The organism is Sulfitobacter sp. LC.270.F.C4, from assembly GCF_032922545.1.
GTDB classification, from domain to species: Bacteria; Pseudomonadota; Alphaproteobacteria; order Rhodobacterales; family Rhodobacteraceae; genus Sulfitobacter; species Sulfitobacter profundi.
The window spans coordinates 990,964-1,005,986 of sequence record NZ_CP136692.1 but is presented as its reverse complement, the minus strand read 5'-3'; the positions used below and the strand labels follow the sequence as shown (position 1 = coordinate 1,005,986).

The 15,023-nt window shown below is 61.8% G+C and carries 13 protein-coding genes; 4 read left to right on the top strand and 9 right to left on the bottom strand.

Features of this window, described 5'->3' with window-relative positions; all coding sequences use genetic code 11:
• The first annotated feature begins 88 nt into the window (after positions 1-88).
• Positions 89-1,108, top strand: coding sequence for a ribose-phosphate pyrophosphokinase (locus R1T45_RS08800; RefSeq protein WP_120351729.1), 1,020 nt, complete (start codon positions 89-91; stop codon positions 1,106-1,108).
• An 80-nt stretch (positions 1,109-1,188) separates the two neighbouring features.
• On the opposite strand, the gene R1T45_RS08795 is transcribed toward R1T45_RS08800, so the two are convergent.
• The 7 genes from R1T45_RS08795 to R1T45_RS08765 all read right to left on the bottom strand — a co-directional run bounded on the left by R1T45_RS08795 (position 1,189) and on the right by R1T45_RS08765 (position 7,575).
• Positions 1,189-1,539 (bottom strand): H-type lectin domain-containing protein, encoded by a 351-nt coding sequence (locus R1T45_RS08795; protein ID WP_300054943.1) that lies wholly within the window; start codon positions 1,537-1,539, stop codon positions 1,189-1,191.
• 110 nt (positions 1,540-1,649) lie between these two features.
• A complete protein-coding gene (locus R1T45_RS08790; protein WP_067629565.1) occupies positions 1,650-2,090 on the bottom strand; it encodes a F0F1 ATP synthase subunit epsilon in 441 nt (146 codons plus the stop codon).
• 12 nt (positions 2,091-2,102) lie between these two features.
• A complete protein-coding gene (gene atpD / locus R1T45_RS08785) occupies positions 2,103-3,527 on the bottom strand; it encodes a F0F1 ATP synthase subunit beta (protein WP_067629563.1) in 1,425 nt (474 codons plus the stop codon).
• An 18-nt stretch (positions 3,528-3,545) separates the two neighbouring features.
• Entirely contained in the window at positions 3,546-4,427 is an 882-nt protein-coding gene (locus R1T45_RS08780; RefSeq protein WP_067629562.1) for a F0F1 ATP synthase subunit gamma, read from the bottom strand.
• Between the two features lie 15 nt (positions 4,428-4,442).
• Complete coding sequence (gene atpA / locus R1T45_RS08775; protein WP_132444279.1) at positions 4,443-5,981, bottom strand: F0F1 ATP synthase subunit alpha; 1,539 nt, start codon at positions 5,979-5,981, stop codon at positions 4,443-4,445.
• Positions 5,982-6,542, bottom strand: coding sequence for a F0F1 ATP synthase subunit delta (locus tag R1T45_RS08770; protein WP_206054286.1), 561 nt, complete (start codon positions 6,540-6,542; stop codon positions 5,982-5,984).
• A 286-nt stretch (positions 6,543-6,828) separates the two neighbouring features.
• Positions 6,829-7,575, bottom strand: a complete 747-nt coding sequence (locus tag R1T45_RS08765) for a methyltransferase domain-containing protein (RefSeq protein ID WP_317390618.1) — start codon at positions 7,573-7,575, stop codon at positions 6,829-6,831.
• Positions 7,576-7,638: 63 nt separating this feature from the next.
• On the opposite strand from R1T45_RS08765, the gene gloB reads away from it, so the two are divergent.
• The 3 genes from gloB to R1T45_RS08750 all read left to right on the top strand — a co-directional run bounded on the left by gloB (position 7,639) and on the right by R1T45_RS08750 (position 11,850).
• Positions 7,639-8,406: a hydroxyacylglutathione hydrolase gene (gene gloB, locus R1T45_RS08760; RefSeq protein ID WP_317390617.1), complete on the top strand. Its 768-nt coding sequence runs from the start codon at positions 7,639-7,641 to the stop codon at positions 8,404-8,406.
• A gap of 175 nt (positions 8,407-8,581) precedes the next feature.
• The gene (gene clpA, locus R1T45_RS08755; protein ID WP_067629557.1) at positions 8,582-10,903 is read left to right on the top strand and encodes an ATP-dependent Clp protease ATP-binding subunit ClpA; all 2,322 of its coding nucleotides are present in this window, start codon (positions 8,582-8,584) and stop codon (positions 10,901-10,903) included.
• Positions 10,900-11,850: a M23 family metallopeptidase gene (locus R1T45_RS08750; protein ID WP_120351734.1), complete on the top strand. Its 951-nt coding sequence runs from the start codon at positions 10,900-10,902 to the stop codon at positions 11,848-11,850. Before clpA ends, R1T45_RS08750 begins: the two co-directional genes overlap by 4 nt.
• A 16-nt stretch (positions 11,851-11,866) precedes the next feature.
• Here R1T45_RS08750 and R1T45_RS08745 read toward each other — a convergent pair whose 3' ends face one another.
• Entirely contained in the window at positions 11,867-13,804 is a 1,938-nt protein-coding gene (locus R1T45_RS08745) for a peptidoglycan -binding protein (protein WP_317390616.1), read from the bottom strand.
• Positions 13,804-15,003, bottom strand: coding sequence for a biopolymer transporter ExbB (locus R1T45_RS08740; protein WP_317390615.1), 1,200 nt, complete (start codon positions 15,001-15,003; stop codon positions 13,804-13,806). Before R1T45_RS08740 ends, R1T45_RS08745 begins: the two co-directional genes overlap by 1 nt.
• Positions 15,004-15,023: the final 20 nt, after the last annotated feature.

The following is a 15,023-nucleotide window of genomic DNA, read 5'->3' as shown; positions in this document are numbered from 1 at the left end:
GGGGCGGTGCAGCTTTGCCCGACCGTAAGCGCATGCTAAGCGGTGTCAACGTCACGAATCTGCAACCTACCGCTGCCCCGGAGCCCCTATGCCACGCACTTCAGAACCAAAACTGATCTCAGGCAATGCCAATATGCCGCTTGCCAAGGCCATCGCGCGGCGCATGTCGCTGCATCGCGGCGTTAACGTGGGGCTCGTCGATGCGCGGGTCGAACGGTTCAACGACGGCGAGATTTTCGTCGAAGTCTACGAGAACGTGCGCGGCGAGGATATGTTCATCATCCAGCCCACGTCGAACCCCGCGAACGACAACCTAATGGAACTGATGATCATGGCCGACGCGCTGCGCCGGTCCTCGGCGGCGCGTGTGACGGCCGTTTTGCCCTACTTCGGCTATGCCCGTCAGGACCGCCGCACCAAGGCCCGGACCCCGATCACCGCCAAGATGGTCGCCAATATGCTGACCGGCAGCGGTATTGAACGGATCCTGACGATGGACCTGCATGCGGCGCAGATTCAGGGCTTCTTCGACATCCCGGTCGACAACCTCTACGCCTCGCCGATCTTTGCACTGGATATCAAAGACGCCTTCAAAGACCGGATGGATGAGCTGATGGTCGTCAGCCCCGACGTTGGCGGCGTGGCCCGTGCGCGTGAACTGGCCAAGCGGATCAACTCGCCCCTGTCGATCGTCGACAAACGCCGCGAGAAGGCAGGCGAAGTGGCTGAAATGACCGTGATCGGCGACGTGAAAGGCAAGACCTGCCTGATCGTAGACGACATCTGCGACACGGCTGGCACGCTGTGCAAAGCTGCCGAAGTCCTGCTGGAGAATGGCGCGAAGGAAGTACACTCCTACATCACCCACGGTGTCATGTCCGGCCCTGCGGTTGAGCGGGTCGAGAACTCGGTCATGAAATCGCTGGTCATCACCGACAGCATCGCGCCGACCCCTGCGATCAAGAAAGCGCCGAACATCCGCATCGTCCCGACCGCGCCGATGTTTGCCCAAGCGATCTTGAACATCTGGAACGGCACCTCGGTCTCTTCTCTGTTCGAGGCGGAAACGCTGGGCCCGATCTATGACGGGATGTACGCGGCAAGCTAGGCCGCAGACTGTGATCTAGGGCTGGCCTCCGCGGGCCGCCCTCCCCCTGCTGGGCCGCTCTCCCCCACCGAGCGATGCACCTAGCCGACGACCCAGTCGTCATCCCCCCCCACCGCGCCAATCGCTGTCCATGCCAAACGCGCCCGTGCAACGCGGGTGTCGCCCCATGTGCGAAACACCATGTCAAAGCCAGTCTCGGTCACCGCCTCGGCGCCGATATCGGCGCGGGTGACGGTGCTGGCGTCGATGTCCCAAAGCGACATGCTCACCTGAACATGCGGCGGCTCCCGGAAGGGTTCTGAAAAGCTGATCCGGCGGCGGCGTTCGCGCTGGCCCTCGCCCGTCCACATCGATCCGCCGTCTTCGAACTCAGAAAACAGCATGACATCGCCACTGTCCACGCCGATGGTATGGCTGCGAAGTCGTTTCATATCTCGGGCCTGCTTGAATTTAGGGTCACCGCGCAATGATGCCGCAGCAGGGGGAGGCATAAAAGCAAAAAGCCCCGCCGAGGCGGGGCTTTTCACTGATTTTCAAAGCATTACAGGCTGGGCTGCTTGCTCGACAATCCGATGTGATCGCCAACGGCAACCATATCGGCCAGAAGCTTGGCTGCGTCATCCACGGGACCGGGTTCGTTTTCCCAGTTGTCCTTGGCGCGGGTGTAGACGGCATGCGCCTCTGCCACCATGCTGTCCATCTGCTCCTGCGTCATGTCGGCACGCGCCACGGCACGTTCCGCCAGCACAGACACGCCGCCCTGACCGCCGATTTCGGCGAAACCGCCGGTCACGACATATTCAGACGTGCCCTCCGGCCCTTCCACGCGCAGAAGGCCCGGACGCAGGGTGGTGATGGTGGGCGCATGATCGGCCATGGCCGTCATGTCGCCCTCAGTGCCCGGAATCTGCACGGCCGTCACCTGCATCGATGCCAGCCGCCGTTCCGGCGAAACGAGGTCGAATTGCATTGTGTCTGCCATTGTCAGCGCTCCTTAAGCGGCGTCTGCCGCCATTTTCTCGGCTTTCGCCTTCACGTCTTCGATGCCACCAACCATGTAGAAGGCACCCTCGGGCAGGTGATCGTATTCACCGGCAACCACGGCCTTGAAGGAGGCGATGGTTTCTTCCAGCGGCACCTGAACACCGTCGGAGCCCGTGAACACTTTCGCCACGTCGAAGGGCTGGCTGAGGAAACGCTCGATCTTACGCGCACGTGCCACGGTCAGTTTGTCTTCTTCGCTCAGTTCATCCATGCCGAGAATGGCGATGATGTCCTGAAGCGATTTGTAGCGCTGAAGCACCTGCTGCACGTCTGTCGCCACCTTGTAGTGCTCGTCGCCGATGATCAGCGGGTCGAGCAGACGCGAGGTGGAGCCAAGCGGGTCAACCGCCGGGTAGATGCCCTTTTCCGAGATCGAACGGTCAAGAACCGTTGTCGCGTCGAGGTGCGCAAAGGAGGTCGCAGGCGCCGGGTCGGTAAGGTCATCCGCAGGAACGTAAACGGCCTGAACGGAGGTGATCGAACCGGATTTGGTCGAAGCAATACGCTCCTGCATCACGCCCATGTCCGTTGCCAGTGTCGGCTGGTAGCCAACAGCGGAAGGAATACGGCCCAGCAGAGCGGACACTTCGGAACCGGCCTGCGTGAAGCGGAAGATGTTGTCGACGAAGAACAGAACGTCGGAACCGGATTCGTCGCGGAACTGCTCGGCCAGTGTCAGGCCGGTCAGGGCGATCCGCATCCGCGCACCGGGAGGTTCGTTCATCTGACCGTAGACCAGTGCAATTTTCGAATCGACGAGGTTGTCAGGAACGATAACGCCGGATTCGATCATCTCGTGGTAAAGGTCGTTGCCCTCACGGGTACGCTCACCCACGCCCGCGAACACCGACAGACCGGAGTGCACTTTGGCGATGTTGTTGATCAGTTCCATGATGAGAACCGTCTTGCCCACGCCGGCACCGCCGAAGAGACCAATTTTACCACCCTTGGTGTAAGGCGCCAGAAGGTCGATGACCTTGATGCCTGTCACGAGGATTTGTGTCTCGGTGGACTGCTCAGCGAACTCAGGCGCTTCGCCGTGAATGGCGCGTGTCGCGTCAGAGTTTACCGGACCCTGTTCGTCAACCGCGTCGCCGGTGACGTTCATGATACGGCCCAGTGTGGCGTTGCCCACGGGCACGCGGATCTGGTCGCCTGTGTCTGTCACGGCCTGACCGCGCACCAGACCTTCGGTCGCGTCCATCGCGATGGCGCGAACCGTGTTTTCGCCAAGGTGCTGCGCCACTTCGAGAACCAGCGTTTTGCCCTGGTTTTCGGTGTGGAGCGCGTTGAGAATCTCCGGCAGGTCGCCTTCGAATTGAACGTCAACGACAGCGCCGATGACCTGTGTGATTTTACCGACAGCATTTGCCATGTCGTTTCTCCGATTTGCTTACAGCGCTTCCGCGCCGGAAATGATTTCGATCAGCTCGTTGGTGATGACAGCCTGACGCGAGCGGTTGTATTGGATGGTCAGTTTGTCGATCATCTCACCCGCGTTGCGTGTGGCGTTGTCCATCGCCGACATCCGCGCACCCTGCTCGGACGCGCCATTCTCCAGCAGAGCCGAGAAGATCGCCGTGGCGACCCCGCGCGGCAGAAGATCGGCCAAGACCGCCTCTTCGCTGGGTTCATAGTCGAACAATGTGGACGCACCACTGTCTTCGTCCGCGTCTGCTTCGAATTTGGCGGGGATGATCTGCTGCGCCGTCGGCGTCTGCATCACCACGTTCACGAACTTCGCATAGAAGATCGTCGCCACGTCAAATTCGCCCGCGTCAAAGCGGTTCAGCACGTCCTGCGCGATGTTTTGCGCATCACCATAGCCGATCTTTTTGACTTCGCTGAGGTCAACGTGACCGACCAGATGGTCGCCCAAGTCACGCCGCAGCGCATCACGGCCTTTTTTGCCAACGGTGAGGATTTTCACCTCTTTGCCCTGGGCCAGCAGTTCACGCGCATGGGCTTTCGCCTTCTTCGCGATGTTGCTGTTGAAGCCGCCGCACAGCCCGCGTTCGGCGGTCATGACCACCAGCAGATGCACTTTGTCTTCACCCGTGCCGCTAAGCAGCTTGGGCGCGCTATCGGAGCCGCCGACACTGGCCGCGAGCCCTGCCATCACGGCATTGAACCGCTCAGTATAGGGACGCGAAGCCTCGGCAGCCTCCTGCGCGCGGCGAAGTTTCGCCGCGGCAACCATTTGCATGGCCTTGGTGATCTTGCGGGTCGATTTGACCGACGCGATCCTGTTCTTCAGGTCCTTGAGATTTGGCATTGCCTTATCTCCCGTTTAAGCGAAGTCGGCGGCGAAACCGTCAATGGCGGCTTTGATCTTCTCTTCCAACTCGCCTTTGACCTTGCGGTCATTGTTGGTGATGTCCTTGAGAAGGTCGTCGTGCTTGCTACGCAAATGCGCCAGCATGCCTGCCTCAAAACGGCCGACATCTGCCAGAGCAACCTTGTCGAGATAGCCGTGTGTACCAGCGTAGATCACGCAGACGATTTCCGAGTTGGTCAGCGGCGCGTACTGCGGCTGCTTCATCAGTTCGGTCAAACGCGCACCACGGTTCAGCAGCTGCTGAGTTGCGGCGTCAAGGTCGGAGCCGAACTGAGCAAAGGCCGCCATTTCGCGGTACTGAGCCAGCGACAGTTTCACCGGGCCAGCTACGCTCGACATCGCCTTGGTCTGAGCCGAGGAGCCAACGCGCGAAACCGACAGACCGGTGTTCACAGCAGGACGGATGCCTTGGTAGAACAGTTCGGTCTCAAGGAAAATCTGACCGTCGGTGATCGAGATCACGTTGGTCGGAATAAACGCGGAAACGTCGCCACCTTGGGTTTCGATGATCGGCAGAGCCGTCAGCGAGCCGTTGCCAGCTTCGTCACCCAGCTTCGCGGAACGCTCAAGCAGGCGGGAGTGGAGGTAGAAAACGTCGCCCGGGTAAGCTTCGCGGCCCGGCGGGCGGCGCAGCAGCAGGGACATCTGACGGTAGGACACGGCCTGCTTGGAGAGGTCATCATAGATGATCAGCGCGTGGCGGCCGTTGTCGCGGAAGTGCTCGGCCATCGCGGTGGCGGCATAGGGTGCGAGGAACTGCATCGGCGCAGGCTCGGACGCGGTCGCGGCCACAACGATGGAGTAATCAATTGCGCCGGTTTCTTCGAGCTTTTTCACAAGCTGAGCAACGGTCGAACGCTTCTGGCCGATGGCGACATACACGCAGTACATCTTTTTGCCTTCGTCGTCGCCAGCAGCAGCGTTAACCTGCGCTTGGTTCAGCATCGCGTCGAGGGCGACAGCGGTTTTACCGGTCTGACGGTCACCAATGATCAGCTCACGCTGGCCACGGCCGATTGGGATCATCGCGTCAACGGACTTGAGGCCAGTTGCCATCGGCTCATGCACCGATTTACGCGGGATGATGCCCGGCGCTTTGACGTCGGCGATGCCGCGCTTGGTGGCGCCAATGGGGCCTTTGCCGTCGATGGGATTACCCAGACCGTCAACAACGCGGCCCAGCAGTTCGTCACCGATTGGCACGTCCACGATGGAGTTGGTGCGCTTGACGGTGTCGCCTTCTTTGATGTCACGGTCGGAACCGAAGATAACAACACCGACGTTGTCCGCTTCGAGGTTCAGGGCCATGCCCTGAATGCCACCGGGGAATTCAACCATCTCGCCGGCCTGAACGTTGTCCAGACCATAGACGCGGGCGATACCGTCACCGACGGAGAGAACGCGACCCACTTCGGCCACTTCGGTTTCCTGACCGAAATCCTTGATCTGGTCTTTCAGGATCGCAGAAATCTCTGCTGCTTGGATACCCATTTATCCGACCTCTTTCATTACATTCTGGAGGGAATTGAGCTTGGAACGGATCGACGTATCGATCATTTTCGAGCCCACTTTGACGACAAGACCGCCGATGAGGCTTTCATCAACGGTCGCATGAAGTGATACTTTTTTGCCGGTGGAGGCATTGAGCGACTTGGTCAGCTTGTCTGCCTGCGTCTTGGTCAGCGCCTTGGCCGTGGTGACATCAGCGGTGATCTCGCCCTTGGCTTCGGCAATCGTCTCGCGCAGCGATTTAACCAGCGCGGGCAGCACAAACAGACGACGCTTTTGCGCCATCAGCGCCAGCGTGTTCGCCATGGTCTTGGTCAGGCCCATCTTGTCGGCCAGCACTTTGATCGCCCCGGCCTGCTGATCGCGGGTATAGAGCGGCGAAGAGATCAGGCGCTGAAAGTCATCGCTGTCGGTCAAGGCCGCTTCAAGCGCGTCAAGATCGCCCTCGATGGCATCGACCTGATTGGCCTCGCGGGCCAGATCATACACGGCTGTCGCGTAGCGTTCCGCGATGCCGGTGGAAATGGAAGCAGGTTCGGACACGTCCATCCTCTCGTTCAATAAGCGCCGGATATGCGAAGATGTCGCGTCACCAGCAGTTGGCGCGGCTTGAAGTTACCCAAGACGTCTAAATCAGGGGCGATGTAGCAGACAGGTTCGCGCCCGGCAACACAGTATAGGCAGGTAATGTTCCCACGCGCGGCAATATTACAAGGGCTGCTGCATGAAACGGCTTTTTGACGCAGGAAAATGCTGCCGTTGTGGGCGCGCCCGCGGGCCGAGGGCGAATCCATGGTCCCAATACGAGCTTAGCCCAGAGCGGCAAGGCCTAGACCGGCTTTGCCTGCGGCTCGCCGATGCCCTCCAACACCCCAATCGCGCGCCGCGCGGTGCTGCGCTGCGGACGACCCCGCGGCGGGTAGACCAGTTTCGTCGCCTCCACCAAGATCGCACCACCGCCCATCATCGTTGGCATTTGGCGACCGATTTTCTCAAACAAAGGGGCTGATTTCATCCAGATTCGCTGCTGTGAAGGGAACTGGAACAGCGCGCCAAGGTGCCGTTCGGGCAGAAACTGATGTTTGCGGAGCTGTGTTTCCAACTGCCCCGGCGAATAGGGTCGCCCATAGCCGAATGGCGTTCGATCCCGCCGCGCCCACATGCCCGCCCGGTTCGGCACGATGAACAGCGCCTTGCCCCCCGGCCCCAGCACGCGCCAGCATTCATCCAACAATTCACTGGGCCGCTCTGACGTCTCGAGCCCGTGCATCAGCACCAGTTTGTCCACCGCCCCCGTCTCGACCGGCCAGAGCGTCTCTTCGGTCAAGACAGAGGTATTGGGCATCCCCGCAGGCCAAGGCATCACGCCCTGCGGGCCAGGCATCAACACCATCACGCGCCGGGCATCGGCCAGATAGGGCCGCAGCAGGGGGGCTGCAAAGCCAAAGCCGACGACGGTTTGCCCCTTCGCCTCTGGCCAAAGCTCCAACAACCGCCCGCGCAAGGATTTCTGCGCGGCACGCCCCAACGCGCTGCGATAATAGAAATTGCGCAGATCCTGTACATCAAGATGCATTGCAGCCCGCCTTGGTGAGTGTCACTCTGACCCGACCATAACAACACAGCGAGGTAAGACGCCATGGCCTTTGATCTGGTCACGATTCCATGTCTGTCGGACAATTACGCTTTCCTGCTGCGCGACCATGACAGCGGCGCGGTAGCGCTGGTCGATGTACCCGAAGCCGCCCCGATCATGGCAGAGCTTAACCGCCGGGGCTGGACGCTGAGCCAAGTCTGGTTGAGCCACCACCACCCCGACCATGTCCAAGGGCTGGCCGAGGTCCTGACCCGCTTCCCCGCCGAGGTGATCGGGGCCAAGGCCGACGCTCACCGCCTGCCCCCGCTAGACCGCGACGTGGCAGAGGGCGACACCGTTGAACTTGGCGCGCTAAAGGCCGAGGTGCTGGATGTCTCGGGCCACACCGTCGGCCATATCGCCTTTCACGTGCCGGATGCCAAAGCGGCCTTTACCGCCGACAGCCTCATGGCGCTTGGCTGTGGCCGCCTGTTCGAAGGCACGCCCGCGCAGATGTGGGACAGTCTGCAAAAGCTGGCCGCCCTGCCCGGCGATACGACGATCTGCTCCGGCCACGAATACACCGCCACCAACGCAAAATTCGCCCTGACCGTTGATCCGGATAATCCCGCCCTTATATCAAGGGCCAAGGACATCGACAGCGCTCGCGCCAAGGGGCAGCCGACCGTCCCCTCGCCGCTTTCACTGGAACTAGAAACCAATCCCTTCCTGCGCCCTGCCGACCAGGCCATTCGCGCGACATTGGGGATGCCAGACGCCACCGACACAGAAGTGTTCACCGAAATCCGCAGGCGCAAAGACCAGTTCTGAATGCCTGCAATCATGGCCCAAAGTCCTCGCTCACGGCAAATGTGACCGATTCGGACCAGAATCTTCTTGAAGATGGGCGATGATCAACCAAACTCTAATACTATGAGGCCATGGTCGGACCGGGGCCTGAGATATCTCAGCACCTCACCGACCCCGATCGAAAAGGAGCACGCCCGTGCCTTCATTCTCGACTACACTTGAGCAGGCAATCCACGCGGCCCTCGCGCTGGCAAACGCCCGCCGCCACGAATTTGCAACGCTCGAACATCTGCTGCTGGCCTTGCTCGACGAACCCGACGCCGTGCAGGTCATGAAAGCCTGTTCCGTTGATGTCTCTGACCTGCGCGAAACACTGGTCGAATTCGTCGACGATGATCTGAGCAACCTGATCACCGACATTGACGGTTCCGAAGCGGTGCCCACGGCGGCCTTCCAGCGCGTGATCCAGCGCGCCGCGATCCACGTGCAATCCTCGGGCCGGACCGAAGTGACGGGCGCGAACGTGCTGGTCGCCATCTTCGCCGAACGTGAAAGCAACGCCGCCTACTTCCTGCAAGAACAGGATATGACCCGCTATGACGCGGTGAACTTCATCGCCCATGGCGTCGCCAAAGACCCGGCATATGGTGAATCCCGCCCGGTCACAGGCGCACCAGAAGCCGAAGAAGAGGCCCAAGGCGTCACCGATGGCGACAAGAAGGAATCCGCGCTGGCGAAATACTGCGTGGACCTCAACGCCAAGTCCCGCGAGGGCGATATCGACCCGCTGATCGGCCGCGAGGGTGAGGTTGAGCGCTGCATTCAAGTGCTCTGCCGCCGCCGCAAGAACAACCCGCTGCTGGTGGGTGATCCGGGCGTGGGCAAAACCGCCATCGCCGAGGGGTTGGCACGCAAGATCGTCGCCGGTGAAACGCCCGAGGTTTTGGCCAACACCACGATCTACTCGCTCGACATGGGCGCGTTGCTGGCTGGCACCCGCTACCGCGGTGATTTCGAGGAACGGCTCAAAGCTGTCGTGACCGAGCTGGAAGAACATAAAGACGCAGTGCTGTTCATCGACGAGATCCACACCGTGATCGGTGCCGGTGCTACCTCGGGTGGCGCGATGGATGCCTCCAACCTGCTGAAGCCTGCGCTTCAGGGCGGCAAGCTGCGTACCATGGGCTCCACCACCTATAAGGAGTTCCGCCAGCACTTTGAGAAAGACCGCGCGCTGTCGCGCCGGTTCCAGAAAATCGACGTGAGCGAGCCTTCGGTCGAAGACGCCACCAAGATCCTCAAGGGTCTGAAACCCTATTTCGAGGAGCATCACAGCGTCAAATACACCTCCGACGCGATCAAGACCTCTGTCGAACTGGCGCACCGCTATATCAACGACCGCAAGCTGCCTGACTCAGCGATCGACGTGATCGACGAAGCGGGTGCCGCACAGCATCTCGTGGCCGCCTCCAAGCGCCGCAAGACCATCGGTACCAAGGAGGTCGAAGCCGTGGTGGCCAAGATCGCCCGCATCCCGCCGAAAAACGTCTCCAAGGACGACGTGGTGGTGCTGAAGGATCTGGAAAGCTCGCTCAAGCGGGTGGTCTTTGGGCAGGACGATGCCATCGTGGCGCTGTCTTCGGCCATCAAACTGTCCCGCGCGGGCCTGCGCGAGCCGGACAAACCCATCGGCAACTACCTCTTCGCCGGACCAACCGGTGTGGGTAAAACCGAGGTGGCCAAGCAACTGGCCGACACGCTGGGCGTGGAACTGCTGCGCTTCGACATGTCGGAGTATATGGAGAAACACGCCGTCTCTCGTCTGATCGGTGCCCCTCCGGGCTATGTCGGTTTTGATCAGGGTGGCATGCTGACCGATGGCGTGGACCAGCATCCGCACTGCGTGCTGCTGCTCGACGAGATGGAGAAGGCGCATCCGGATGTCTACAACATCCTGTTGCAGGTAATGGACCACGGCAAGCTCACGGATCACAACGGCCGCACGGTGGATTTCCGTAATGTGGTGCTGATCATGACCTCCAACGCTGGCGCTTCCGAGCAGGCGAAAGAGGCTGTGGGCTTTGGCCGCGAACGTCGCACCGGTGAAGACACCGCCGCGATCGAGCGGACCTTCACGCCGGAGTTCCGCAACCGTCTCGATGCTGTCATCAGCTTTGCGCCGCTGCCGAAATCGGTGATCCTGCGGGTGGTCGAAAAGTTCGTGCTGCAACTCGAAGCGCAACTGATGGACCGCAACGTGACCATCGAACTCAGCAAGAAGGCCGCCGAATGGCTTGCCGACAAGGGCTACGACGACAAGATGGGCGCCCGCCCCTTGGGCCGCGTGATCCAGGAGCACATCAAAAAGCCGCTGGCCGAGGAACTGCTCTTTGGCAAACTGGCCAAAGGCGGTGTGGTCAAGGTTGGCGTCAAGGACGACGCGCTGACGCTCAAGGTCTTGGGCACCGAAAGCAAGCGCCTGTCAGGTGATCGGCCCCCGCTGCTCACCGCGGAATGATCACACGGGCCGCGCTGGCCCTGATCCTCTCCTCCGCCAGCCCTGCGCTGGCGGAGGATGTGCAACTGGCCTTTCCGCTGGATTGCACCCTCGGGCAGGATTGCCACATCCAACAATATATGGACCAAGACCCAAGTGCCGCGGCGCACGATTACCGCTGTTCGAGGCTGACCTATGACGGACACAAGGGCACCGATTTCGCCCTGCCCGACCGCGCAGCGATGGCGGCAGGTGTCACCGTTCGCGCAGCGGCGGCTGGCGTGGTCAAAGGGCTACGAGACGGCATGGCCGATGGCGCGCCACTCTCGGAAGTCCAAGGGCGCGAATGCGGCAACGGCGTGGTGATCGACCTCGGCCGCGGGTGGGAAACACAGTACTGCCACCTGAAACGCGGCTCACTGCGCGTGACGGACGGGCAAGAGGTCGCTGTCGGCGACGCTCTCGGGCTGGTCGGCCAGTCCGGCAAGGCCGCCTTCCCGCATCTTCACCTTTCGTTGCGCCACAATGGCAATCCGGTTGATCCATTCGCCCCCGAAGGCAACGGCTGCGAGGAACCAGCTGTGTCTCTCTGGCAAGACACCCCGCCCTACCGCCCCGGTGGGCTGATCGCGCTCGGCTTTGCGGACCGCATTCCCAGCTATGATGAAATCAAGGCGGGCGATGCCAATCACGACACCCTCCCCAAGGATGCGCCTGCCTTGGTCATCTACGGTTACAGCTATGGCACCCAAAAGAACGACGTGCTGCGCCTCAGCCTTGCGGGGCCAAGCGGCACCGTGATCGAAAGGGATGTGGTGCTAGAGAAACCGCAGGCGCAGTCGTTTCGTGCCATCGGCAAACGCGCCGCCGCCGGAACATGGCCCGCCGGGCGCTATCGCGGCACGGTTACCCTGCTGCGCGATGGCCGGGTGATTGACGAAAAGACCGGCGCGTTGACGCTGCAATAGACCGGCTTTCCCCCGCTCACTTTTCGGTAAATTTAAGCTCGATCCGCCGGTTCTGCGCCCGCGCGGCTTCGGTATTGCCCTCGGCCACGGGCTGGTACTGGCCAAAGCCATTGGCCGCCAAACGATCCGGCGCGATGCCAAGGAAGTTGACCATATATTTGACCACCGACAGCGCCCGCGCTTGGCTCAGTTCCCAATTGTCCGCGAACGCCCCAAAGCCGGAAAGCGGCACATTATCGGTATGGCCATCGACACGGATCACCCAGTCGATCTCTGCCGGGATCTCGTCTACCACGCTGCGCAGAATGCCCGCCACCTTGGCAATCTCGCCCTGCCCGTCTTGGCTCAGCACCGCACTGCCCGGCCCGAAAAGCACCTCGGAAGAGAAGACAAAGCGGTCGCCTTCGATCCGCACGCCCTCCTGATTGCCCAGAAGGTCACGCAACCGGCCAAAGAATTCCGAGCGGTACTGGGCGAGGTTCTTGCTCTCCTCCTCCAGCCGCTTGCGCTCTGCCGCTTCGAGCTCGGCGCGACGCCGTTCCTCTGCCGCCACCCGTGCCAGCGCGGTGTTCAACTCGGACCCGAGCGATTGCAACTCAACCGATCTTGCCGCATCCCGCGCCACGGCATCGTCGAGCAGCGCCTGTAGGTTGCCCAGTTGCGCGCGCAGTTCCGCGACCTGCTGGTTCAGCAATTCGGTCTGACGCTGCGCCTCGGCGCTGACCGCCTTCTCGTCGGCCAAGGTCGCTTCGGCCTGCGCCAGTAGGGCGGCGCGGCGCTCGGCGGCGGTGGTCTTGTCCTCGGCCAGCGTTTCAGCGGCAAGCTTTGCCGCCAGCGCCTGCGCCAGACGTTCGCGCAGATCCGACTGCGAGCCGCTCAGCGCTTCGCCCTCTTGTTCAAGGCTCTGCACGCGGGCCAGCGCCTCGGCCAAGCGGGCATTCAACGCCTGCTCGGTCACCTCTGCCTGTGCTAGTTGTGTGCGCAAGTCCTCTTCGGTGCCCTCTGCCGCGTCCAACTCTTCGGCCAGCGCGGCACGCTCGGCCTCCAGACCTGCACCGCTTTGTTCAGCCGTCTCCAACCTCAGCAGAGCTGCGGCGAGTTCACTGTCCAGATCGCTTCGCGCCGCGCGCGCGGCGGCCAGCAAGGTCAAGGTGTCTTCGGCCTTCTTGCGCTGCGCCTCAAGCGAGAGGGTCATGGCCGTCAATTCCGCATCCGCATCCTCAAGCCGGTCGCGCAATGCCTGCGCCGCTGCGGTTTCGGCCAGACGGGCGGCTTCCTCGGCGCTGAGCGCCTCTTCAGCCTCTAACACCTCGGCATTGAGGGCCGCGACCTCAGCCTCGGTTTCAGCGTTCTGGGCACGCAGATCGGCCACCAGCGCATCCAACGCCTCGCGCTTTGCCGCGGCCAGCCGGGCCGTTTCCGCCTGCGCGTCGATCTCTTCCCGCGCGGTGCTCAGCGCGAGGTTCAACGCCTCTTGCTCATCCAGCAACGCGGCTTCGCGGTCTTCCAAGCTTCCGATGCGCGCCTGATCTTCGGCCTGCGAAGCCAGAAGGGCCGCCACCCGCGCCTCGAACCCAGTGATCTCGGCCTCGGCGGCCTGCAACGCGGCCTCTTGGGCGTCGCGTTCAGAGGTCAGCCCGGCGATCACCGCTTCTTGGCGCGAGACCTCATCGCGGGCATCGTTCAGTGAGGCATTCAGTGCCCCAAGCCGGGCCTCCAGCCGCGCAGTGGTGCGTTCCTCGACGCCAAGCGCTTGGGCAAGGGCCGCGACCTCTCCGGCCAATTCGTTCAACTCGCTCTCTTGGCCGCTGATGCGTTCGGTCAGGACGAATTGCACGACCATAAAGATCGTCAGCACGAACATCAGAACCAGCAAAAGCCCGGTCATCGCATCGACGAACCCCGGCCAGATCGAGCCCTGAAACCGTGCGCCTGTCCGCCGGGAAAGTGCCATTACTGGTCCCCGCCACCGGGGACATCGCCGGCCCGCAGGCGACGGGCCTCAGGCGCGCGCTGCCCGGAAAGCGCCTTGGCCAGCAGTGAGATATCCTTGCGGAATTCGGCCATCGTCTCTTGCCGCCCGGCAGAAATCTCTTCGAGAATGCGCAGCATCTGCACGTCGATTGAGCGCAGCCGCATCCGGCTCTCCGCGTCGATCCCTTCGCCCGCCACTTGCCCTTCGAGCACGGCAATCAACCGGTCTTGCCCGTCGGCCACCCGATCAAGCGCGTTGTTCGTCGTCGTGTCATGCTCCATCCGCGTGGTCATCCGGTCAACGGCATCGGCAAGCTTGCCCAGCTTGTCGTCGACCATGGCGCGGCTGACGTCGGACTGGGTGAACATCTGCTGCATCTCGGCCATCTGTTCGACCATCTGGTCCATCACGCTGGCCATGATATTTTGGTCGCCCACATCGTCGCCCGAGGTCAGCCCGACCCGCGTGATGGAGCTCAGCCAATCTTCCAACTCTTGGTAGAAACGGTTCTGACCGTGGCCCGCAAAAAGCTCCAACAGCCCGACGACGAGAGAACCCGCAAGCCCCAAAAGCGATGAGCCAAAGGCCACGCCCATGCCGCCCAACTGCGCTTCAAGCCCGGTCATCAGGCGGCCAAAGACATCAACCCCCGCCTCCCCTTCGCCGGGGGCGAGCGAGCGGATCGTGTCGACCACAGCAGGCACGGTCGTGGCAAGCCCGTAGAAGGTACCGAGAAGACCAAGGAAAATCAGCATGTTGACGATATAGCGCGTGATCTCGCGCACCTCGTCGATACGTGAGGCGACAGAGTTGAGGATCGACCGGGTCGAGGCTGTGCTGACCTGCATCCGCGCACCGCGCTGGCGCAACAGCGACGCCAAAGGCGCCAGCAGCTGTGGCGGTTGCGCGTCGGGTTCGGCATTGTCGGCGGCAAAATCCTCAATCCAGCGGACCGAGCCGATCAGCTGCGTCACCTGATAGAAACAGGCCAGTACGCCGACGACGAAAACAAAGATTATTACCCCATTAAGCCATGGGTTCGCGGCAAAGATCGGCAGCACACTGGGCAGGGCCAAAAAAGCGCCCACGCCGGTCAATGCCAATACGATCAGCATCAGAGAAATCTGACGCACCGGTTGTGAAAACTGCGGTTTTGCCTTGCGGTCTGGCTGTGCCATGCGGCCTTTCCTGACCCTCT

Coding starts and splice junctions, on each gene's coding strand:
- R1T45_RS08790 (WP_067629565.1), bottom strand. CDS start 2,090: ATGGCAGACACAATGCAATTCGACCTCGTTTCGCCGGAACGGCGGCTG.
- R1T45_RS08795 (WP_300054943.1), bottom strand. CDS start 1,539: ATGAAACGACTTCGCAGCCATACCATCGGCGTGGACAGTGGCGATGTC.
- atpA (WP_132444279.1), bottom strand. CDS start 5,981: ATGGGTATCCAAGCAGCAGAGATTTCTGCGATCCTGAAAGACCAGATC.
- R1T45_RS08745 (WP_317390616.1), bottom strand. CDS start 13,804: ATGGCACTTTCCCGGCGGACAGGCGCACGGTTTCAGGGCTCGATCTGG.
- R1T45_RS08780 (WP_067629562.1), bottom strand. CDS start 4,427: ATGCCAAATCTCAAGGACCTGAAGAACAGGATCGCGTCGGTCAAATCG.
- R1T45_RS08800 (WP_120351729.1), top strand. CDS start 89: ATGCCACGCACTTCAGAACCAAAACTGATCTCAGGCAATGCCAATATG.
- R1T45_RS08765 (WP_317390618.1), bottom strand. CDS start 7,575: ATGCATCTTGATGTACAGGATCTGCGCAATTTCTATTATCGCAGCGCG.
- R1T45_RS08750 (WP_120351734.1), top strand. CDS start 10,900: ATGATCACACGGGCCGCGCTGGCCCTGATCCTCTCCTCCGCCAGCCCT.
- gloB (WP_317390617.1), top strand. CDS start 7,639: ATGGCCTTTGATCTGGTCACGATTCCATGTCTGTCGGACAATTACGCT.
- R1T45_RS08740 (WP_317390615.1), bottom strand. CDS start 15,003: ATGGCACAGCCAGACCGCAAGGCAAAACCGCAGTTTTCACAACCGGTG.
- atpD (WP_067629563.1), bottom strand. CDS start 3,527: ATGGCAAATGCTGTCGGTAAAATCACACAGGTCATCGGCGCTGTCGTT.